This is a genomic window from Paraburkholderia adhaesiva (genome assembly GCF_021390575.1).
Classification (GTDB): Bacteria; Pseudomonadota; Gammaproteobacteria; order Burkholderiales; family Burkholderiaceae; genus Paraburkholderia; species Paraburkholderia adhaesiva.
This window is the reverse complement of record NZ_JAJEJQ010000004.1, coordinates 325,587-344,763: the sequence shown is the minus strand read 5'-3', so window position 1 is coordinate 344,763 and position 19,177 is coordinate 325,587. Positions and strand designations below refer to the sequence as shown.

Annotated in this window: 18 protein-coding genes and 5 pseudogenes; 9 read left to right on the top strand and 14 right to left on the bottom strand. The window is 58.0% G+C overall.

What is annotated here, in order from left to right:
- Window positions 1-2: 2 nt before the first annotated feature.
- The 3 genes and pseudogenes from L0U80_RS29445 to L0U80_RS29435 all read right to left on the bottom strand — a co-directional run.
- Window positions 3-344: a DUF2314 domain-containing protein gene (locus L0U80_RS29445; RefSeq protein ID WP_233874591.1), complete on the bottom strand. Its 342-nt coding sequence runs from the start codon at window positions 342-344 to the stop codon at window positions 3-5.
- Between the two features lie 39 nt (window positions 345-383).
- On the bottom strand, window positions 384-611 hold the full coding sequence (locus L0U80_RS29440; RefSeq protein ID WP_233874590.1) for a hypothetical protein: 228 nt from the start codon (window positions 609-611) through the stop codon (window positions 384-386).
- 176 nt (window positions 612-787) lie between these two features.
- Window positions 788-982 (bottom strand): annotated as a pseudogene (locus tag L0U80_RS29435) (transposase); the annotation flags it as partial.
- A 171-nt stretch (window positions 983-1,153) separates the two neighbouring features.
- On the opposite strand from L0U80_RS29435, the gene L0U80_RS29430 reads away from it, so the two are divergent.
- Together L0U80_RS29430 and L0U80_RS29425 are read left to right on the top strand one after the other, a co-directional pair.
- Window positions 1,154-2,230, top strand: coding sequence for a zinc-dependent alcohol dehydrogenase family protein (locus tag L0U80_RS29430; protein ID WP_233874826.1), 1,077 nt, complete (start codon window positions 1,154-1,156; stop codon window positions 2,228-2,230).
- 399 nt (window positions 2,231-2,629) lie between these two features.
- Window positions 2,630-2,953: pseudogene (locus tag L0U80_RS29425) on the top strand (transposase); the annotation flags it as partial.
- Between the two features lie 64 nt (window positions 2,954-3,017).
- Here L0U80_RS29425 and istB read toward each other — a convergent pair.
- Together istB and istA are read right to left on the bottom strand one after the other, a co-directional pair.
- Window positions 3,018-3,815, bottom strand: coding sequence for an IS21-like element helper ATPase IstB (istB, locus tag L0U80_RS29420; protein ID WP_233874589.1), 798 nt, complete (start codon window positions 3,813-3,815; stop codon window positions 3,018-3,020).
- Window positions 3,808-5,307, bottom strand: coding sequence for an IS21 family transposase (istA, locus tag L0U80_RS29415; RefSeq protein ID WP_267955035.1), 1,500 nt, complete (start codon window positions 5,305-5,307; stop codon window positions 3,808-3,810). Before istA ends, istB begins: the two co-directional genes overlap by 8 nt.
- A 768-nt stretch (window positions 5,308-6,075) precedes the next feature.
- On the opposite strand from istA, the gene L0U80_RS29410 reads away from it, so the two are divergent.
- The 3 genes from L0U80_RS29410 to L0U80_RS29400 all read left to right on the top strand — a co-directional run bounded on the left by L0U80_RS29410 (window position 6,076) and on the right by L0U80_RS29400 (window position 8,451).
- Window positions 6,076-6,279 carry a hypothetical protein gene (locus L0U80_RS29410; protein ID WP_233874588.1) on the top strand — a complete coding sequence of 68 codons (204 nt, stop codon included), beginning with the start codon at window positions 6,076-6,078 and terminating at the stop codon, window positions 6,277-6,279.
- A gap of 2 nt (window positions 6,280-6,281) precedes the next feature.
- Entirely contained in the window at window positions 6,282-7,112 is an 831-nt protein-coding gene (locus L0U80_RS29405; protein ID WP_233874587.1) for a hypothetical protein, read from the top strand.
- A gap of 203 nt (window positions 7,113-7,315) precedes the next feature.
- Window positions 7,316-8,451 (top strand): IS3 family transposase gene (locus L0U80_RS29400; RefSeq protein ID WP_373322092.1). Its coding sequence is split into 2 segments (ribosomal slippage): window positions 7,316-7,571 and window positions 7,571-8,451, totalling 1,137 coding nucleotides; the frame shifts between segments, so codons are not numbered across the junction.
- Window positions 8,452-8,640: 189 nt separating this feature from the next.
- Here the strand turns inward: L0U80_RS29400 and L0U80_RS29395 are convergent.
- Window positions 8,641-9,249 carry a hypothetical protein gene (locus L0U80_RS29395; RefSeq protein WP_233874585.1) on the bottom strand — a complete coding sequence of 203 codons (609 nt, stop codon included), beginning with the start codon at window positions 9,247-9,249 and terminating at the stop codon, window positions 8,641-8,643.
- Between L0U80_RS29395 and L0U80_RS29390 the strand changes: the two genes are divergently transcribed.
- Window positions 9,248-10,300, top strand: a complete 1,053-nt coding sequence (locus L0U80_RS29390) for a YwqG family protein (protein WP_233874583.1) — start codon at window positions 9,248-9,250, stop codon at window positions 10,298-10,300. The genes L0U80_RS29395 and L0U80_RS29390 overlap by 2 nt on opposite strands.
- A gap of 172 nt (window positions 10,301-10,472) precedes the next feature.
- Window positions 10,473-11,003, top strand: a complete 531-nt coding sequence (locus L0U80_RS29385; protein WP_233874581.1) for a hypothetical protein — start codon at window positions 10,473-10,475, stop codon at window positions 11,001-11,003.
- Between the two features lie 3 nt (window positions 11,004-11,006).
- Here L0U80_RS29385 and L0U80_RS29380 read toward each other — a convergent pair.
- Window positions 11,007-11,279: pseudogene (locus L0U80_RS29380) on the bottom strand (transposase); the annotation flags it as partial.
- A gap of 81 nt (window positions 11,280-11,360) precedes the next feature.
- Between L0U80_RS29380 and L0U80_RS29375 the strand changes: the two are divergent.
- Complete coding sequence (locus tag L0U80_RS29375) at window positions 11,361-12,656, top strand: IS110 family RNA-guided transposase (protein ID WP_233874579.1); 1,296 nt, start codon at window positions 11,361-11,363, stop codon at window positions 12,654-12,656.
- 220 nt (window positions 12,657-12,876) lie between these two features.
- Here L0U80_RS29375 and L0U80_RS29370 read toward each other — a convergent pair.
- Window positions 12,877-13,065: pseudogene (locus tag L0U80_RS29370) on the bottom strand (DDE-type integrase/transposase/recombinase); the annotation flags it as partial.
- Here L0U80_RS29370 and L0U80_RS29365 point away from each other — a divergent pair.
- Window positions 13,053-14,135, top strand: coding sequence for an IS110 family RNA-guided transposase (locus tag L0U80_RS29365; protein ID WP_233874576.1), 1,083 nt, complete (start codon window positions 13,053-13,055; stop codon window positions 14,133-14,135). The pseudogene L0U80_RS29370 and the gene L0U80_RS29365 overlap by 13 nt on opposite strands.
- Before the next feature lie 257 nt (window positions 14,136-14,392).
- On the opposite strand, the pseudogene L0U80_RS29360 reads toward L0U80_RS29365, so the two are convergent.
- The 6 genes and pseudogenes from L0U80_RS29360 to L0U80_RS29345 all read right to left on the bottom strand — a co-directional run.
- Window positions 14,393-14,665: pseudogene (locus L0U80_RS29360) on the bottom strand (IS3 family transposase); the annotation flags it as partial.
- A complete protein-coding gene (locus L0U80_RS31615) occupies window positions 14,631-14,756 on the bottom strand; it encodes a hypothetical protein (RefSeq protein ID WP_267955039.1) in 126 nt (41 codons plus the stop codon). The gene L0U80_RS31615 and the pseudogene L0U80_RS29360, both read right to left, overlap by 35 nt.
- Before the next feature lie 445 nt (window positions 14,757-15,201).
- A complete protein-coding gene (locus tag L0U80_RS31890; protein WP_373322335.1) occupies window positions 15,202-15,783 on the bottom strand; it encodes a Kelch repeat-containing protein in 582 nt (193 codons plus the stop codon).
- Window positions 15,784-15,867: 84 nt separating this feature from the next.
- Window positions 15,868-16,653: a Kelch repeat-containing protein gene (locus tag L0U80_RS29355; RefSeq protein WP_233874572.1), complete on the bottom strand. Its 786-nt coding sequence runs from the start codon at window positions 16,651-16,653 to the stop codon at window positions 15,868-15,870.
- Window positions 16,654-16,793: 140 nt separating this feature from the next.
- Complete coding sequence (locus tag L0U80_RS29350; RefSeq protein WP_267955034.1) at window positions 16,794-17,303, bottom strand: DUF2167 domain-containing protein; 510 nt, start codon at window positions 17,301-17,303, stop codon at window positions 16,794-16,796.
- Window positions 17,304-19,109: a WG repeat-containing protein gene (locus L0U80_RS29345; protein WP_233874570.1), complete on the bottom strand. Its 1,806-nt coding sequence runs from the start codon at window positions 19,107-19,109 to the stop codon at window positions 17,304-17,306.
- Window positions 19,110-19,177 lie beyond the last annotated feature (68 nt).

The following is a 19,177-nucleotide window of genomic DNA, read 5'->3' as shown; positions in this document are numbered from 1 at the left end:
CCCTACGAGTTCTGATCCCAGATATCGACGACGTGTCGGGCAGCGAACGTGACATAGAGACCCGCCCGCATGTCATGAGTGCACAACGGATCGTTGTCGAGGTTTCCTCGATACATGCCGTCTTCGATCCGTTCAACCTTCACCCACATGCGCTCGACGTTGATCTTTTCGGCTCCGGCTTCGTCCACGGTGCGAATGCGAAAGATCAGCTTCACCGTATCGCCCTGCACGAGCGATTCACGCCGCTCACGTTCAGGTAGCCAGAACGTTGCGGGATGCGCCTCAGCGATCATCTCAGCGTCATCGAGTTCCCAACCGTCACAATCTATTTCCGCGAGGGGCATACTGCGCCTCCTATTGTTCAGAGCGCTTTTCCGTTCTCTCTAAGGGCTCAATCCTAAGCCAAGCACGCGTCGCGCTTTCGTCTCACGCGCATCCTTGTCGAATCTGAGCAAACAATAAACGCCGGTCCCCGCCACCATCGCGACCACCGACAGGGCGATGAATAGCCAGCGATGTTCCATGCCGCCGCCGATGCCTACTAACAGGCCGACGCCACCGATGCCAACAAGCACACCCGCGCCGAACTCTGATTCAAGCCAGTCCGCCATATCTCGCCCTTTCCGATTTGTTACTGACGCGTTTCCGCGTAATTGAAACATTCGTATGCCGCAACTACTCGACTGCGCTCCACAACTGATTCGACGCCCCCATACTTCCACTGTCCTGCGCCCCAGCGGTCAAACGCACTTCGTACGTCGTGACTGGTAAGAGCCCGTTTGAAAAATCAGGGATGGGCAATTCTGCGTAGCAACAGACTGCCCATCGCGATATGAATCATGGCTTCGGACACGTCAGTGCGTTGCTCATAGTAGCGAACCAGCCGGCGCCAGCGAACCATCCAGCCAAAGGTGCGCTCCACGACCCAGCGTCGGGGCAGCACGGCGAAGCCCGTCTGCTGTTCGTGACGGTGCGCGACTTGTTTCCTTGGAAAGGACTACACTGCTGTTGGATACGAAAAGCGACTGTTCCACCGACTTAATTGGCTCTCCGTGAGCTAATTCCGGGTTCATTGATTTGAATCAATTCTGGATTTTTCGCCGTCTCCGTACCCTGCGTCACTCAACCGAACGGAAATGAAATGGCACGTACAATGAAAGCGATGGTCTACTATGGCGAAGGCGACATCCGTGTCGCTGATCGGCAGGTTCCTGTGATATTGGAACCAACGGACGCCATCATTCGAATGACCAAGACAACGATCTGCGGAACCGACCTAGGAATATGGAAGGGAAAGAATCCTGAAATTGCTGCGGTCGCCGTGCAGAAGAGTGGAAAATTCGACGGGCGGATTCTCGGTCACGAAGGCATTGGAATCATCGAGGAGACTGGCTCGGCAGTCAAAAAATTCAAGAAGGGCGACAAGGTCATCATCTCGTGCGTCAGTCGCTGTGGCACTTGTGAGAACTGCCAAAAGCAGCTCTATGCGCACTGCCAGAACGAAGGTGGCTGGATCATGGGCTATATGATCGATGGTACTCAAGCCGAATTTGTTCGCACGCCTTTCGCGGACACCTCGCTGTATCTCCTGCCACCGGATCTGAACGAAGATGTGGCGGTGCTTCTTTCTGACGCATTGCCCACGGCGCACGAAATCGGCGTTCAGAACGGCGACATCAAGCCCGGCGATACGGTAGCTATCGTAGGGGCGGGACCTGTAGGTATGAGTTGCATTCTGACAGCGCAGCTTTACTCCCCGAGCCAGATCATCGCTGTCGACATGGATGCCAACCGTCTGGCCATGGCAAAGGAGGTTGGTGCTACGCATCTGGTCAACTCGGCCAAAGAGGATGCGATCGAGCGAATACTGGAACTGACGAATGGAAGAGGCGTCGATTGTGCGATCGAGGCCGTCGGTCTCGAGCAGACATGGAACATTTGTCAGCATGTCGTCAAGGAAGGCGGACATCTGGCCAATGTTGGTGTTCACGGGAAGTCCGTCAACTTTGCCCTTGAAAAGCTGTGGATCAAGAACCTGACCATCACCACCGGACTGGTGTGTGCAAATACCACTGGTATGCTCATGAAAACTTGCTGCTCGGGCCGTCTTCCAATGGAGAAGCTGGCCACGCATCACTTCAGGTTTTCCGATATTGAAAAAGCCTATGACGTTTTCAAGCACGCGGCAGACGAGAAAGCCATGAAGGTAATCGTTGATTTTGGCGGATAACGCACGCATTCGGGAGCACAGGGAATTGATGTCTTCCTATGGGATGTCGTTACCCGGCCCTCGACACGTGCCGCCAACGCGCTGTTGAACCGCACCGGATTTTTTGTGGAGACTCCAACTCCTGAGAGTGATTCATCGGAGGAATACGATCACGAGTTGCCGGGGCTTTGATCTGCACGACGTCAACTTCCGGCATGGACGCTGGATGGCACTCCCTGAAGCCACGCGCGCAGCGCGGCCAGATACTCGCGGGTGAGGGTAAGGGTCATTTTCGCGTACGCGAAAATGACCCCCGGTGCGTCAACACTCCACCTTCTCGACGCGTCCATCGCTCGCATCGAACAGGTTTCCGCTAAAAGCCCGTTAAAAAATTGGTCCCAGATGTGGTTTAACCAGGGGATGTGGAAAAAAGAACATCAGGATCGCCAAGCAAAGCTGGCAAAGAAGACGAAGCGTTACCCCACAGACATGACCCACGTTGAATGGGCTGCGATCAAGGGATTGCTGCCGCGCGCAGCGTCGCGTGGCCGTCGTCGTCAGTGCGATTTTCGCGAAGTGATCAACGCATTGCGCTACCTGGTACGAGCGGGTTGTGGCTGGAGAATGTTGCCGAAGGACTTCCCGCCCTGGCAGACCGTCTACTGGTGGTTTCGCAGGCTGATGCGCCGGTTCCTGTTTCGTACATTGCACGACGTAGTGTTGATGCTTGACCGGGTGTTGGCGAGCGTCTAATATTGACCCACGGTTTTCATCTAAATTTGACCCACCCCGAGACAGCGTAGTACATCTACGCCGATGTGGATAACTCCGTGTTGTCAGCGTCCTTTGTCGTTCTCCTCCTGGTTGTACGAACCTTCGCCGAACTCTCCCTGAAGCGCCACGATTCGTTGCCGGTCTCCACGATGTGGCAATGATGCGTGAGGCGGTCGAACAGCGCCGTCGTCATCTTGGCATCGCCAAACACACTGGCCCATTCCCCGAAGCTCAGATTGGTCGTGATCACCACGCTGGTGCGCTCGTACAGTTTCGAGAGCAGATGGAACAGCAGCGCGCCGGCGCTCTGGCTGAACGGTAGGTAACCCAGTTCGTCCAGAATCACCAGATCCGTGTGCGTGAGCCGGTGGGCAATCTGCCCCTGCTTGCCTGCTGCTTTCTCCAGTTCCAGCGCGTTGGCCAGCTCGACCGTGGAGAAGTAACGTACGCGCTTGCCATGCCGCTGTACGGCCTCGATACCGATGGCGGTCGCCAGATGCGTCTTGCCTGTGCCCGGTCCGCCGATGAGCACGACGTTGTGCGCACTCTCGAGGAACTTCAACTGGTACAGATCCCGGATCAGTTCCTCATCGACACGGGTCTGCGTGAAGTCGAAGCCCTTGAGATCACGGTGCGCCGGGAAGCGTGCCGCACCCATCTGGTAAGCAATCGAGCGGACCTCACGCTCAGCGCCCTCGGCCAGCAGCAACTGCTGCATGAAGCGTTCAGGATCGAACCCGGTATGGCGGGACTGCGCGTACAGCTCGGACCAACTGCTGGCCATGCCGTGCAGCTTGAGCGCCTTGAGGCGGGCGATGATGTCGTTAGACATGACGATGCTCCGGTTCAGTGACGCGCAGGCGCTCGTAGCGGCCAACGTCCGCGACGGGTTCCTCGGTCAGGTTCAGTGGGGTGGTGGCTGCGGTGAGGCTTGCTGCTGGAGCCTTCAGACGGCTCAGTACGTTGAGCACGTGATCGCCGCTGGGCCGGCCCGAGTCGAGTGCCACCTGGACGGCCTGCAATACTGCATCGAGCCCGTGTTCACGCACGGCACCCAGAACCTGCGTCATGACGCGATCGCCGCCGGGATGCTTCAGCAGGTGCCGCTGCAGGTCCTGAAGCGGCTGGGGCATCGTCGCGAACGGCGCGCCGTTGCGCAGCGCACCGGGCTTGCGTTCGACTAGCGTGACGTAGTGCTGCCAGTCGTAGAACGTCAGGTGACGATCGAAGCTGCGTGTGTGACGGGTAATCTCCCGGTCATCGGCGACGACGCTCAGCAGCACCGGATAGCAACGCACGCTCACGAGCTGGTTCACAAACTCGGTCGGCACGCTGTAGCGGTTGCGCTGGAAGTGGATCAGGCCTGTCGATGACACGCGCAGGATCTGCTCGACATAGCCGTCGAACGGACGGGGGTTGGGCATCAACCGTGTGCGCTCATCCTCAAGCACATCCTCGACGCTCAGCTCGGGCCACTGCGGGTGCGGCATCTTCCACGCCTGGCGGCACCGGTCTGCGACCCATTCGTTCAGCGTATCGAGCGAGTCCCAGCGACGCTGGGCAGCGTCATGCCAGATCTGCCGACGGCGGTCCTGTACGTTCTTCTCGACGATGCCTTTCTCCCAGCCCGCCGCGCGATTGCAGAACTCCGGCTCGAACAGATAGTGGCTGCACATCGCCTCGAAACGGGCGTTGACCGTGCGCGCCTTGCCGCGTCCGACCTTGTCCACCGCCGTTTTCATGTTGTCGTAGATGCCGCGACGTGGCACGCCGCCGAAGGCGGCGAACGCCTTTGCATGCGCGTCGAACAGCATCTCGTGACTCTGGGTCGGATAGGCCACCAGCCAGAACGCGCGGCTGGCGTTCAGCTTCACATGGGCAACCTCAAGGCGTCGGCGCAATCCGCCGACGAAGACGTACTCGCAGCTCCAGTCGAACTGGAAGGCTTCGCCCAGCTCGAACGCCAGGGGAACATAAGCCTGACGGCGCGGAGCCTGTATCTGTCGCTCGCGCCAGCGCCGCACGAATATGCTCACGCGCGTGTAGCTACCGCCGTAGCCCTGTGCACGAATCGCCTCGAACATAAAGCGCGCCGTGCGGCGATCGCGTTTGGGCCGGTGACTGTCAGCCTTCAGCCACTCCTCAAGCTGCCCGGCCCATGCGTCCACCACGCTCGGGCTGACCCGCTTCGGGTACTTCGGTTCGGCCGCTTCTGGCTGACGCAGCCACGTGCGGATCGTGTTACGGGATAACCCCGTTCGCCGCGCGATCTCGCGCAGCGGCACCTTCTCGCGGAAATACATCCGCCTGATCTTGGCCAGCATACCCACCGTGATCACCTCTGTATCCCCTGCTCAAATGTTGAGCAGGACATTCAATCACGTGGGTCAAATTTCGATGCAAATCACACAGCTAGGCGGGTCAATTCTGCTCGCCCGTTAACAACCGTACCGATGCGCGATGTGCGGCGGCAGCTACGGTGGTGGTGGCTGGTCACCCGACACCGCGAGTCCGACGAAAGCCGAATACCGGAAGGCATTAACGCGGCGCTACTACGAACGACATTTGGGGTAACGTCCCATTGTTGCAGTCAATCACGTCAGAAATTGACAAAAATTGAGATTTGTCTGATGGACGGCAGGCGCTAGGCAATCCAGAATTGCATTCTGGGTAATAGCGACGAATTTGCCCAAGTCATTCTGCGCTGAATGATGACGGAAGGTACCAAGTGTCACTTATTCGTTCATCGAAGAAGCGGGGCATCTATCTTTTGCTGGTTTGTAAATCGAATTGTTGAGAGGCCGCGTTCGAACTAATGGACACATCACCCGCGCGACCTTCTTAACGGTTTTGGCTGGAACCCGCAAAGTCTGCCGGCCTGGCAAGTTGACGTCATCGTCGCGACACGACCGTCCATCGAGTGGACGACACGGCGCAAGGCATTGCAGTCTGACGATATGTGGCTTTCGTTGACGCTTCGATCGTTCTTTCCTTGGAAAGCGGAGTTAAAGCGTCACGACGGTCTCTTCAGGGTAGACTGGACCGATCGGGGTATCTGTTTGGACTCCGAACAACTGCGTTACAGGAAGCTCATGAATTGGCCGAAACTGACCGACCCCGCCGATTTTCCTGGCCTTGTGAGTTGCCTGAATGAACTGTTTCCGCGTGCATTTGCCCGCGATGCGCAGGTTCGCATCCCTTATGCGGATAAGGCGGTAGAGGACGGCATGTCGCGTTGGCTTTCTGGCATCTGTGACCACGTTGACTTTATTGGCACCGAACCCGAGGATGGATAAATGTGGACAACGTTGGTAAAGCTGCGAAACAGCGCCCAGTAGTTATGATTCTCACGGTGATGCTCTTGGCGTGGCCCGCGCTGTCGCGCGCCAGGAACTTCCAGCCGGTGGCGAAGATTTCATGTCCGAATGGCGAATTCGTCGTTTATGCGCGACCTTTCGATCCCAATGAGGCTGGCTCCTCGGCCGTAGATATCCGGTATCGATATCGGGGCATCGACCTCGCCGCTATCGACTACGAGCGCTACTACAATAATCTTTCGCCCTATCTTCGCGATGAGAACGCGGTCGTTCGCGACCTTGGCCTTCATCTCGATACCAGCGGCCTGCCGAGATACGCCTATGCGGGAGACTATGATCGGGGTGATACGTTGTATCTCCCACCAGCATCATTCCAACCGTCTGACTTCGATAGTTTGGCGGAGTGCATCGCGCATCAACAGGCGGCGCTCCGAGATAGTTTTGCACGCGCCGATATCTCGGGCTCTTACTTTTTGGGGCTGCTCAAAACCCACGTGGGGATTGCTCGAACCGGCGTCGCTCGCCTCGTTTATGGCGAGGCGCCTTTGGTCAGCATCTATGGAAGCACGTGGTACGTCATTCTGGTCGCGCGCACGGGGCGCGTCCTGATTCATACGACTTATACAAGTAACAACGCATCCGAAGCCGTTCTGCTTGGCCAAGTGGTCACCTCAGGCCGGGGAAAGCGGAGTATCCAAGCGCCGTCCACGGTCCAACTCGCCGGTCAGACCATTCAAACAAAACTCCTTCGATCCGAAAAGGATCGTCATGGACGGACGCTGGGTGACGACTACGAGATCGTGACGCCATGAAGCCGTGAGCGTTGCGCGAATCGAAGGCTGCGTTTTCAGGTTTAACCGCGTCTGGCCGTCGCCGGCATTCAGCTTTGTTGATCCATTTGAGAAAATGCTATGGGTGATCGCAATACAGAGGTGGCCGCGCAAATTCGGACAGTCGGATAAGTGGTTTGGCCGGGGCCTGAGCCAGCGATAATGCTGGCAAAGGAACCGAGGAAATGACGAAGAGAACCCGACGGACGCACTCAGCGGCGTTCAAAGCGAAAGTGGCACTGGCAGCGGTCAAAGGTGAGCGCACGCTGGCCGAACTGGCACAGCAGTTTGATGTACATCCGAACCAGATCACGGAATGGAAGCGGCAGTTGCAGGAGCGTGCGGCAGACGTGTTTGGTGCGACAGGTGCACCGTCGAGCGATCCGCCGGTGGACGTGAAAACGCTGCACGCGAAGATCGGGCAGTTGACGCTGGAGAACGATTTTTTGTCAGGAGCGCTCGGCAAAGCCGGACTGCTGAGCGCAAAGCGATGATTGACTGTACGCATGCGCTGCCGGTTTCGCGACAGACGCGACTGGTTGGCATCGCGAGATCGAGCGCATATTACCGGGCGCAGCCGGTCAGCGAGGTCGATCAGTTGCTGATGCGGCGAATCGACGAACTGCACATGGAGTTCCCATTTGCAGGGGCGCGGATGCTGGCGCGCCTGTTGCGCCGGGAAGGCCATGAGGTGGGTCGCCGTCGCGTACGCACGCTGATGAAGCGCATGGGCGTCGAGGCGCTGTACTGCAAGCCGAACACGAGCCGCCGCAACGCGCAGCACAAGATCTGGCCGTACCTGCTGCGCGGCATGAAGATCGAGCGTGCCAATCAGGTGTTCGCCCTCGACACGACGTACATTCCGATGGCGCGCGGCTTCGTGTACCTGACGGCAGTGGTGGACTGGGCGAGCCGCAAGATTCTCGCGTACCGGGTCGCCATCACGCTGGAAGCCACGCACGCCGTCGAGGCGCTGGAAGAGGCGTTCGCCCGCTACGGACTGCCCGACATCGTGAACACCGATCAGGGTAGCCAGTTCACGGCGGGCGCGTTCACCGAGGCGGTGCTGAGCCGGGGCGTGCGGCTGTCGATGGACGGCAAAGGGGCCTGGCGCGACAACGTGTTCGTCGAACGGGTGTGGCGCAGCATCAAGTACGAAGAGGTCTACCTGAAAGCGTACGAGTCGGTCAGCCATGCCCGGCGCTCCATCGGCGAATACGTCGAGCTGTACAACCGGAAACGGCCCCATTCGAGCCTGGCGGATCAGACCCCGGATGAGGCATACTTCGCGACGCTGCCTGCGATCAAATCGGCAGCATGATTGCCTCGGACGTTCCACTTAAAAATCTCAGATGACTGTCCGAACGAGTGAGGCCACCTCTATACCTCCTTGGTAGACACCAAGGTGTCATGGGATGCCGCCTACGACGTGGCATGGAAGTGCTACCGACGCCTCGTTGACCATGGCGTGATCCTGCCCACGCTTCGTTCGGACGTTTGCCTGTCCAGGTCAGCCTTTCCGGTGCGAGAGGACTACCGAGGCTTTGATCGGCTCAATGATCTGCCGAATCATCCTCCCGGTGGCTCTCGGATCGTAGTAGGTGGGCACGAGGGTAAGAATTCGAATATCTATCCCATCGTAACGGGGATCGAAATCCATGTCGTCGGATTCCATTGGCAAAGCGATGCCGCGGGCGTTATCACCTTGCAGCCTGACGCCGTCGATGAGCCCAGCGGAGAAGGACTCTTTTTCAATTTTGAGGGTGGATTCCGCGCGAGTTGCCCTCATTGCGACACAGACATCGAACTGGGTGGCGAGGCCACTGGGCGGCTGGACGATGCGCTGACTGCCTGGTGTAAAGCGCCGGTGGCGTCCAAGGGACAGACGGCCTTGCCATGCCCACAGTGCAGCCGCGCTGCATCGTTGCAGGCATGGCGGTCTCGCGAGCAGGATTTTGCCGCCGGGTATGTGGGCCTGCAGCTCTGGGGCCAGCATCTCCTCACGCTGATCTATCAGCCCGACCACCCCGCCAACCAGCCAGCATGGGACGTGCTCGGCGGCGACATGGTGGATCCGAGCCCCGCTGTCGTTTACTGCAACATATAGAGATATGCGCATGACCGCCGTAGCTCTTCCGACAGATGTGGCGTCGTTCCGTCGCTCGCTTGCCCAGACAGGCTTGCCCGATCACCTTGTGGACCGGCTGGCCGCGCAGGCGCGTCCCGCGATCCTGTTGACGACCCAGGCGAGGGACGAAATCGCTATTCCACTGGGGGCTTCCAAGATCGGCGGGCGGCCCGACTTGCCATATGGCACCACGTGGCCTAGGCGACCGGCTTATCCAGATGCTATCCGGAAGGCAGAGGATCATCGTCAAGAAGCGGAACGCCTTCTTATGGAATCGAACAAGAAGATCTCTTGGAGGACGCCTGCGCTGTGTGAACGTCTAAGTGCCGAGCGAAGGGCAAGAGCAGACGCAGTGACCCAGCCGTTTCCCATGGCGTTCTTTGGCCAGTTTGATCTGGCTACCTTATCAAGAGAGCCGGGGTTTGACGTTTCGCTTCCTGACGAAGGGCGTCTGCTCGTGTTTTACGACATGTGGGAAATGGCTGACAGCTGTTGCCCTGATGATTCGGTGGGCTGGTTGGTGATGTGGGATACCACTGACACCTCTCAGTTAGCACGGTTGGAAGTGCCGGCGGCCCTCGCTTCGATTTCGGATGATGAATGGTCGTGCGTCTTTCGGGCAGCGGCGATTACACCACAATGCGTTTTAACCCCGATGCCGTTCAACGACAAGTCCTGGGATGCATTCTCGTTCGATGACGATGATTTGTACGAGACCTATGACGAATGGCTTGACCAGTTCGGGAGGCCGGACATGGCCTGCCGGAACAATCATCAACTGGGCGGCTTCCCGCAGCCGTTGCAGAACGGCCTGCAAGCGCGCAGCGAGTGGGCGGACCACGGTCTGACCTATACGCAATGGGAGACCGAGGAAGCCGAGGCACTGTTGGCATCCGCAAAGGATTGGCATCTTGTTCTCCAGATCGGCGTAGACCGGCACGCGGGCATAGCCGGCCCGGGAGCCTATTTCGTCATGATGCGCGAGCAAGACATCGTGGCGCGCCGGTTTGACCGCGCCCGTGTGGTGTACCAATGCGACTAGAACGGGCGGCGTGGCTCGGCTAATACAATTCATTGGTTGTCTTGGCAAATCCCAAATATCTACAACGAGAAACATGGCCTTGTAGACGACGCCTCGTTTTCTTGAGCAGCCTGCTATGAATTCGATGCCATCGAACACTGCTTCACCCTCTACGGTCGCTGACCGATTTTCAATGCTCCATCTTGCATGGTGGCTCGGATTCGCCGTACTGAACTTCGCACTGTGGGAGTTCGGTAAATGGATGCTATGCATGTTCCTTGTCCAAGTTCTTCTACTACCTGTACTCCTGATTGCGTTATTTGTCGGGATCATATGGAACGCGGTTCGTCGTCGATGGCGTCGCGCCGCTTCCGCTTTTGCAGGGCCGTTGCTTACCGGGGCTTTGATTTTGGGTCTGTTGGCCATGGGCTTGGACTCCGAACGCCTTCATTTTCTCCTGGTCAAATACCCGCACGAGATGGAGCTCCATTTCTCGCCTTCTCATGGGCGCGCCTTTCAAAGCTGGAGTTGGGGGCTGGATGCGGTACCGCTATCGCCTGGCGTCGCCTATACGTTGAACTACGATCCAACCGATGCGGAACTGCACAAAGCAGCTACTCCTGACAAATCGATTCGATCCATGGGCGATCATTTTTACCTCGTCAAGGAATCGGAGGACGGAAGCCCGGGTAATGCCCCCGTTTTCCACGGTAGGCAGAAGTAGAAACTAAGCGGCCATGGCCAGCCGCTGCTTCGGGGTAAAACCGCCCAATGCCATATTCGGGCGCTCGTGATTGTAAGTCCACATCCAGTCGGCCGCCGCTTCGCGAACCTGCTCCCGGTCTTCCCACAGATACTGCGACAGCCATTCGTATCGCGCGGTCCGGTTGAACCGTTCGATATACGCGTTCTGCTGCGGCTTGCCCGGCTCGATGTATTCCAGCCGGATGCCTTGCTTGTGCGTCCACGTCACGATGGCCGCGCTCAGATATTCCGGGCCGTAGTAAGTGCAGAATGATTGTCAGCCAAACAAGACACCAGGCATCCTGAGGTTTCTCTGGGACCTGAGGAGGACGCCAAGATGGCTGACACTATGGATACTACGACCAAACCGCACTTGCTAGCCGTCGATATAGCGCGGCGCTCGAACGCCGTTTTCATTGAATTGTCTACTGGCGAGCAGCGACGATTCCGGATGAGTAACAGTGCACCGGACTTTGATCGCCTGGTGGAGTTTATCCGTGCGAGGCCTGGTCCGTGGCGTGCCGCACTCGAACCCACAGGGGACTATCACCGCGCCCTTGCACATCGTCTGCTCGTCGCCGGCGTTGATGTTGTGATTGTGTCCTCAGTCGCACAAGCTCGATATCGGGAGGCGAAGTTCAATTCGTGGGACAAGAATGATCCGAAGGACGCATCGGTCATCCTTGAGATGCTCAAACATGGGCTGGTGATGCGATACGTCGATCCAATGGTCGCGGGACATCATGACCTGCAGGAGCTGTCCAAAACCTACTATCAGGTTACCCGCGCAAGGACCAAGGTATTGCACGCAATCGTCAATCACCATCTGCCACTGTATTTTCCCGAGATGCACCGGTATTGGCAGACCACGCGTATCGAATGGTGGCTCCGCTTCATGCTGGAATTTCCCACACCCGCTCATGTCCGTCAGCTTACCAGGGACGCCTTCATTCGCCAGGCCTGGGATTTGGTCGGCAGAAAGGTCGAGAAGACGGCCAAACTAACGGAGATCTGGCATATGGCAGAGCACTCTGCCGCTTTGCCACATGCCCCGGATTGTCTGGCTGTCGAAACATTTCGTATATCGCTGCGGCAGGCTCAGCATCTGAACGATTTGCGTCGAGATCTTGAGCAGCGTGCCGAACAGGTTCTGGCCTCCAACAAAGATTACGAGCAACTGATAAGCCTGCCGGGAGTCGGTCCGATCATTGCGCTGACCGTGCTGGCGGAAGTCGGTGACATCAGGCGTTTTGCTCATCACCGACAGTTTCTCAAATACTGTGGTTTCGATTTGGCCAAACAACAATCCGGTACTCAACGCGGTCGGGAGCAGCTCTCAAAGCGTGGAAACGCTCGTTTGCGATTGGCATTCTGGTTGGCCGGGCAGGTGGCAATTCGCGTTCGCGAGAACGCATTCAAAGACAAATATGATCGATACATTCGCCCCGATCCGGGAAATGCAGACTTGCGCCGAAAGGCGCTGACTGCTGTCGCAGCGAAGATGGCCCGCGTTGCATACAGCATCGTTAAGACGGGCCAGCCCTATCGACGGTTTCACGAACAAAGCTTACCCAGCGGATCGATCCCTATCAGTAGGGCCGTTGAGGCAGGGGCTACGCCACTGACCTCGTAGATAATGCTCGGACCTTCCGCTGGGCCCTCAAGCTGTTTTAAGTACAGTGAAGACCGGCGCACGTCGCCCGGATCTTGTTTCTACTATGCTGAGCTGTCACGCCCTTTGAACGCGGAACTGGCTGGGAAGCGTTGAATGCTCTTTTAACGACAGCGCTATTTCTGATAGCGTCAGGATGACTGTCGCCTTTTCTCTGACAAGCACTTGCAGTTAGTACCTTGTCGCACCGGATGACCTTCGGCTTGCCTCGCCATTCCATATGCTGCTTCAGCGTGCGAATCACCCGCTCCGATGGCAGCGAGAAATCTACCTCGATGCCCAGCGCCTCGCGATTGAAATCATCAATCACGTTCAGCGTCCGGATACTGCGCCCGTCAACCAGCTGGTCATGCATTAATGGTATGGTCCACCCGCTTCTTCTATCCTAGCGGCACAGTGACCACGGAGGCTGCCATGAACTCGGTAACTTTAGGGATCGACCTGGGCAAGCGCTGGTTTCACATCGTCGGCTGTGATGGCAGCGGTAAAGTCGTGTTGCGCGAGAAGCTCGGCCGCAGCCAACTACTGCAGTTCATGGCACAACATCCGCCATGTCTTGTCGGTATCGAAACATGTTGCGGATCGCAGTATCTGGCCCGCAAATTCCAGATCCTTGGACACGAAGTCAGGCTCTTGCCAGCCCACTACGTCAAGCCGTTCGTCAAGTCCCAGAAGAACGACTTCAACGATGCCCAGGCGATTGCAGAAGCTGTCAGACTCCCGACCATGCGGTTTGTGCCAGTCAAGACAGAGGAACAGATGGATGTGCAGGCTCTGCATCGTGCCCGTGAGCGGATGCTCCAGCAGCGCCTCGCATTGACGAATCAGATTCGTGGGCTGCTGCTCGATCGCGGTATCGAGATCGCACAGGGATTCTACGCTTTGCGCGCCACGTTGCCGACGCTACTCGAGAACGATGACTCGGGACTGACGCCCATGATGCGTGACCTCGGACGCATGCTGCTCGATATGTGGAACAGCACGGAAGCAACCCTCGAGCAGATGAACAACCGGATCACGCGTCTGTCTCGTGAGAGCGAGCTTTGCCGGCGCCTTCAGACTATTCCTGGCGTTGGCGTCCGGCTATCGACTGCCATCGTTTCGGCTATCGGTGACGCATCGACATTCAGGCGGGCTCGCGATCTCGCGGCCTGGGTGGGACTCGTACCCCAGCAGCACACAACCGGCGGCAAGCCACGCCTGCTGGGCATCACAAAGCGAGGCAACAGTTATCTGCGTCGCCTGTTCGTGCAGGGAGCGCGAGCGTTATGGGTATGGAAAGATAAGCACCCCAACGACCCGATCCAGCGTTGGCTGCTTCAACTCGCCGACCGCAGGCACATACACATTGCGATCTGCGCGCTCGCAAACAAGCTCGTCCGCATTGCATGGGCTGTCATGCGCCGTGGCAGTGAATTTCAGCTACGGTACCGCGCCTGAGGACCGGCGGGCATCCTGATCGCAATTACCTTCCGCAACTCGCGCAGCGAAACAGCATGGCGCAAACGACCAACCGTCGCCTCCCCAAACCCGTCTGGACTTCCGGCAGTCAACATGCCGATGCATTAATTGGGACGGAGGCGTGCGACTACATCATGCAGGCCAGACCCATTTGTACCCGGGTCACTACAGGCCGGATAGATAAACGCGAGTCGTCTACCGCCACCAGTCTGCGCTTGCGATTTGCGGGTGGACCATAGAAAGTCCATCGACCACACCTCATTGATGGCCTGCGGCACCGACAGCGGCTGTGGCCTCTCCCGCACCAGGCGCTTCTTCGGCTTGATACGCAGGTTCAGTTCGAGCTCGCGGTAAATCCGGTAAATGCGCTTGTGGTTCCAGCCGAATCCCTTCACGTTACGCAGGTAGAAGTAGCACAGCAGAAAGCCCCAGTTGCGATGGCAGCCCGTGATACGCAGCAGCCAGTCGGCAATCTCATCGTTCTCCGTGTTCAACTTCGCCTCGTAGCGCCTCGATGGAAATACCGAACTCGGCCATACGGCGGCGGATCCAGATGATCAGCCGTTCGCGAGCCTCGCCGTCAGCAATCGTTCCCTTCATTTCAGCTTCGCTTTTCCGACGCATTCCCTCTCAGTTAAGCCTCAAACTCCAAACCGTGTTGGAAAAGCCCTTGCTGAAGCAAAGGTCGCGTACCAGACGCACTGCGCGCTCGCGCACTTCCGGGGAAAACTTGGTTGTCTTCTTGTTCATGGCTCCATTCTCTCAAGAGTTGGAGCCTCCACAAAACCCGGGGCGGTTCACCCCCTTCGGGCCAGCGTGCTTCACCCAGAAACGGCATCAGGCGCGAAGAGAGGGAGGCAAGACAGCTGGCACGGGAAGCGCCCCGGCGGCCTCCAGAGAGGCCGTGGGGACCAGATCGATCAGCAACTGGAGGATGCAACGCCATCCCTCAGTGCCGCGGCGAAATGCCGAGGGCGGCTGACCAAACATCGCACAAAAAGCGATGGCGCAAAGTTCGCAGCATTCGTAAAATATTAGGCAAGAGTCAATAATCTAAGAACTCGGCTGCGGAAAGGGCAGAGTTATCATTGAAATCTCCTTCCCTATAGATTCCCCGTGCAAGTCGCTCTCTAAAGCCAGGCTTGGATTCTATATAGCCTCTATCTCCCCCCGCCGCAAGAACCTTGCCATTGGGCAACAACGAAAGCGTGGCCCCTATTCCTACCACATCATTCATGGAACCCGTAGTAATCCAAGAGCGTTTCGCCGGACTGTAAATTTCGGCCGAATCAAGATCTAGGCTTCTGCTGTCGCGACCTCGCGTAACAAGCACGTTTCCGTTAGACAATAGGAGCGCTCTATGCCCCGACCGAGCGTTGTTCATGTGCCCCGTGGGTAACCATTGGTTCGTGACTGGATCATAGACCTCCGCCGAATTCAAGTAGGGCCGAGTGTCGCTGTTGAACGCCGCACCGATGTCAGCCGACGTGGCATCGGGACCTTTCTCTTTAATGACTTCGGCGACTGCTGCGTCTGCGTTGGCCTTCTCGTCATCTTCGCCGCCCGTTACCAACACCTTGCCCGATGGCAGGAGCGTTGCCGTGTGACCGCAGCGAGGCACGCTCATGTTGGCGGCCGGAATCCAGGTGCCACTGGCCGGGTCATATAGCTCCGCCGATGAACTCCCTGTTTTGTTGTCATAGGTGGGTCGTCAGGTTCGCCCTCCCGCGATAAGCACCTTACCATTCGGCAATAACGTGGCCGTGTGACAAATACGTCGTGTGGTCATGCTCTTAGTCATCATCCACTTATCTGTAGCGGGATCGAACAGCTCCGCAGAATCAAAAATTTTGTAATCCAACGCGTCATCAGTGGCACTACGACCGCCAACGGCAAGTACTCGACCATCTTTTAATACGGTAAGCGTATGACCCAGACGTCCGACAGACATTGGCTCGACTGCGGACCACGCCTTATGCGCGGGGTTATACACTTCAGCAGATGCGACGCCATCATATGAAAGAGTGGTGAACGATCCACCTCCGTCAGTAAGGGTCTCAATAGACTGTCCGCCCGCGACCATCACCCTACCATCGAGTAACAGGACGGCTTTGGTAGCGAAACGGGGAATTGTCATGACGCCCGTGTTCGACCATCGCTGGGATATAGAATCGTAAATCTCCGCCGAACTCAGGACATCACCGCTACCTTTTCCACCGAAACCGCCAGTTACCAGTACTTTGCCATCCGGAAGCGAAATTGCCAGGTGTCCATAGCGTGTTGTCCGCATCGGCTTAGTTAAAGTCCATTGGAGATCTGCAGGCGCTGCTGGACGCATTTTTTCCGCAGATGGGGCTGGAGTCTGGCTACATCCTGCAATCGTAGCGAAAACGCCAAAGGAAAAGATAGTCGCGAACAAGAAGCGCTGTACGTTGTGCATGCCAATCAAATTCCTTTTAAAAAAATACCTCACGTTGATGCCCAGAAGGGCGATCAAAAAATCAATCCGCCATGCCGATTCAGGCGTCTGGATGGGAAGAGTTCGGCAGACACTTCATCGCATTCTCCGTGCTTATGCTTGTCCACTTTGCAATCCTTAACAGAATTTTCTAAACACCCTCTAATTCGATATCAGATTCACTTCCCTTCGCCTGACTGCTTGCCTTGCGTCGCCTTGAGCTGGCGACGCGCGAACCATACCCCCACCAGCATCAACAGCATTACGGCCCCGCGCCCCAACGAGACCAAAATATTCAGATCGCGCTGCTTGTTCATGTGCGCGATACCTTGCTGGATGGCCTCATCTGAGGCCTTGATTTTCTCGGGCTTGGGGCCGGTGATGAAGCCTTCCAGACCAAGCGTCGCCGCGGGGTCGTCAGCCTGGTGGTCTTCGTAGCGTGCGCCGGGGTCGAAATGGATGCCGTCAGCCAGTGCTTCCAACGGATGGCCTGCCACGATCTGCTGGTCGTCCTGCTCCAAGCCGTCCATGGTGATTTGCAGAGCGACCACGTCGCGGCGTCCCAGCGTGACGCTGTTCAATTCGGCGTGTCTGTCGAACTGGAACCCGCCTGCTGGCCAGCCTATGTCGGTGAGGCGATAGCCCCAGTTCAGGCGATGCTTCGCCGCATCCCACGTCGGGTTGGCCAGTCACTCTATTGACGTGTTGTGCTCGATTCCCGTCGAGGCGCGGATATCGAAACGCGTTCCGTAGTAGTTGATCGCCTCTTTCAGCTTCTGCGCATCAAGCTGTGCGCCCTTACTGGGCACGTAGCCCTGCTGCGCCACCACCAGGCGCCCGACCCAGAGACCATCCTCAGGCGCGAGCAGGGCCACCGACAGCCCCCCGCCTGGCGATACCGGATCGGGCAATCTGCGCACGGCCTCAGGCGACAGGTAGTGATAGCCCTTTGGCAGTTCGAATGTAGCGGGCCCGTCCAGCTTGATGCTGGCCGGACCGTGCTGCCAGACGGTGTCCAGCGGCACGAGGATGTCGCCCGATGACGACGGGCCGAATTCATAGCCGTGGCGGCGATCTTCTTCCTTCGCCAGTTGCAGCTTGCGCTGCGCGGCCTCTAACAACACCGCCTGCACGCCTGCGCTGGTGGCTGCCTGGCTGCCTTCCGCCTGCGCCTTGGCGGTGCAGGTATCTCCGAGGTTCCGCGGCCACACGATGTCGCCCTTTGCATTACGCACCGCCTCGATACCACAAGCCTGTGGCTCCACACTGGCAATTGTCTGGCCTCTGGCATCGATCCACACCGTCTTGTCGGAACTATCTTGTGCGTTGGACTGGGTGAACTTCAGCGCGTCGCCATCGCGCGGCGTCTGCTCGGACCATTCCCACGCTGGCGCGCTGCCGCTGTATGTCATGGTATGCACGAAGCGCCCGCTGTGGTCAATCAGGCCCCAGTGATCATCCTTGTCACTCACCGCGGCAACGCCATTATGGAAATAGGTGACGCCACCACCGGTGCGGCGCAACAGATCCTTGCCGTGGTGGTCGATCAGTACGTAGACCGATTCGTCGCCAGTGCCACCGGCTAGGCTGACCCAGGCTACGCCGTCGGAAAACGGCCAGCTGTTGGACCAGTCCTTGTGCGGTGCGATGACAATGCGGCCTGCCTGAATGTCGAGCACGCCGGTACGACCTTGGGCATCGGTGAAAAACGACAAACCCTCTGTGGGCGTCTGGATCACCGCGTTCTGGCCCGCTACCGCGAACAGCTCATGGCCCTGCCCGTCGAGCAGAGCGTAACGATTACTTCCGGTCTGCTGCGACGATGCGGTCACCGCCAGGATCCGATCGGGGCCGATCACGACCAGGTTCTGGCGTGGTCGCAGTGGCAGCACGAGCCTGCCGTGCGCGTCGATGACGCCCCAGTCGCCACCCCGCTGTACCGTGGCCAGACCGTAGGCGTAGGCGTCCACGTGATCGTATTGCCCAAATGGCACCACGAGATGGTTCTGCCGATCAATCACGCCCATCTCATCATCCACTGTAGTGCTAACCACCGCCAGCCCGCCGGAGAAACCACCGGCGGAGGTGTAATCGGGCGCGATCACGAATTGCCCCTTCGCATCGATGTAGCCGTACTTATCGCTGCCCCAGCGCTGGGCCGGCGCGAGACCTTCACTGAAGAGGCCAATGCTCTGTAGGGAAGGCTGGATGATAGTTTTGCCGTTGGCATCGAGCAGGCCCATCAGGCCGGATTCACGCTCGACCACCCATAGCTTACCGCTGGCGTACAACTGGCCGTACGCGGGCTCAACTACCCAGTTGCCATGGCGATCCACCAGCCCGCAGGCGTGATAGAGCGTCTGGGCGCACACCGGGATCAGAAGCGGCGCCGGCGCGTCGACCGGCTCGGGCGGGCTGGTATCCGCGTACGCGAAACCGCCGTATGCAAGCAAAAGTGGCAACGCATAGCGACGGATGACGGTCGGCGTGTTCATGGCAACGATCTAGGTGTGAAGCTTCAATAGGTTGTATGTATGGTTCATCCGAACTGAATCTGGAAAAC

What these genes read in the sequence shown, in the direction of transcription:
- istB (WP_233874589.1), bottom strand. Translation starts at nt 3,815, where the DNA reads ATGTCTAACGACATCATCGCCCGCCTCAAGGCGCTCAAGCTGCACGGC.
- L0U80_RS29390 (WP_233874583.1), top strand. Translation starts at nt 9,248, where the DNA reads ATGACCGCCGTAGCTCTTCCGACAGATGTGGCGTCGTTCCGTCGCTCG.
- L0U80_RS31615 (WP_267955039.1), bottom strand. Translation starts at nt 14,756, where the DNA reads ATGAAGGGAACGATTGCTGACGGCGAGGCTCGCGAACGGCTGATCATC.
- L0U80_RS29410 (WP_233874588.1), top strand. Translation starts at nt 6,076, where the DNA reads ATGAATTGGCCGAAACTGACCGACCCCGCCGATTTTCCTGGCCTTGTG.
- L0U80_RS29365 (WP_233874576.1), top strand. Translation starts at nt 13,053, where the DNA reads ATGGTATGGTCCACCCGCTTCTTCTATCCTAGCGGCACAGTGACCACG.
- L0U80_RS29345 (WP_233874570.1), bottom strand. Translation starts at nt 19,109, where the DNA reads ATGAACACGCCGACCGTCATCCGTCGCTATGCGTTGCCACTTTTGCTT.
- L0U80_RS29445 (WP_233874591.1), bottom strand. Translation starts at nt 344, where the DNA reads ATGCCCCTCGCGGAAATAGATTGTGACGGTTGGGAACTCGATGACGCT.
- L0U80_RS29430 (WP_233874826.1), top strand. Translation starts at nt 1,154, where the DNA reads ATGAAAGCGATGGTCTACTATGGCGAAGGCGACATCCGTGTCGCTGAT.
- L0U80_RS29395 (WP_233874585.1), bottom strand. Translation starts at nt 9,249, where the DNA reads ATGCGCATATCTCTATATGTTGCAGTAAACGACAGCGGGGCTCGGATC.
- L0U80_RS29385 (WP_233874581.1), top strand. Translation starts at nt 10,473, where the DNA reads ATGCTCCATCTTGCATGGTGGCTCGGATTCGCCGTACTGAACTTCGCA.
- L0U80_RS31890 (WP_373322335.1), bottom strand. Translation starts at nt 15,783, where the DNA reads ATGAGCGTGCCTCGCTGCGGTCACACGGCAACGCTCCTGCCATCGGGC.
- L0U80_RS29375 (WP_233874579.1), top strand. Translation starts at nt 11,361, where the DNA reads ATGGCTGACACTATGGATACTACGACCAAACCGCACTTGCTAGCCGTC.
- istA (WP_267955035.1), bottom strand. Translation starts at nt 5,307, where the DNA reads ATGCTGGCCAAGATCAGGCGGATGTATTTCCGCGAGAAGGTGCCGCTG.
- L0U80_RS29440 (WP_233874590.1), bottom strand. Translation starts at nt 611, where the DNA reads ATGGCGGACTGGCTTGAATCAGAGTTCGGCGCGGGTGTGCTTGTTGGC.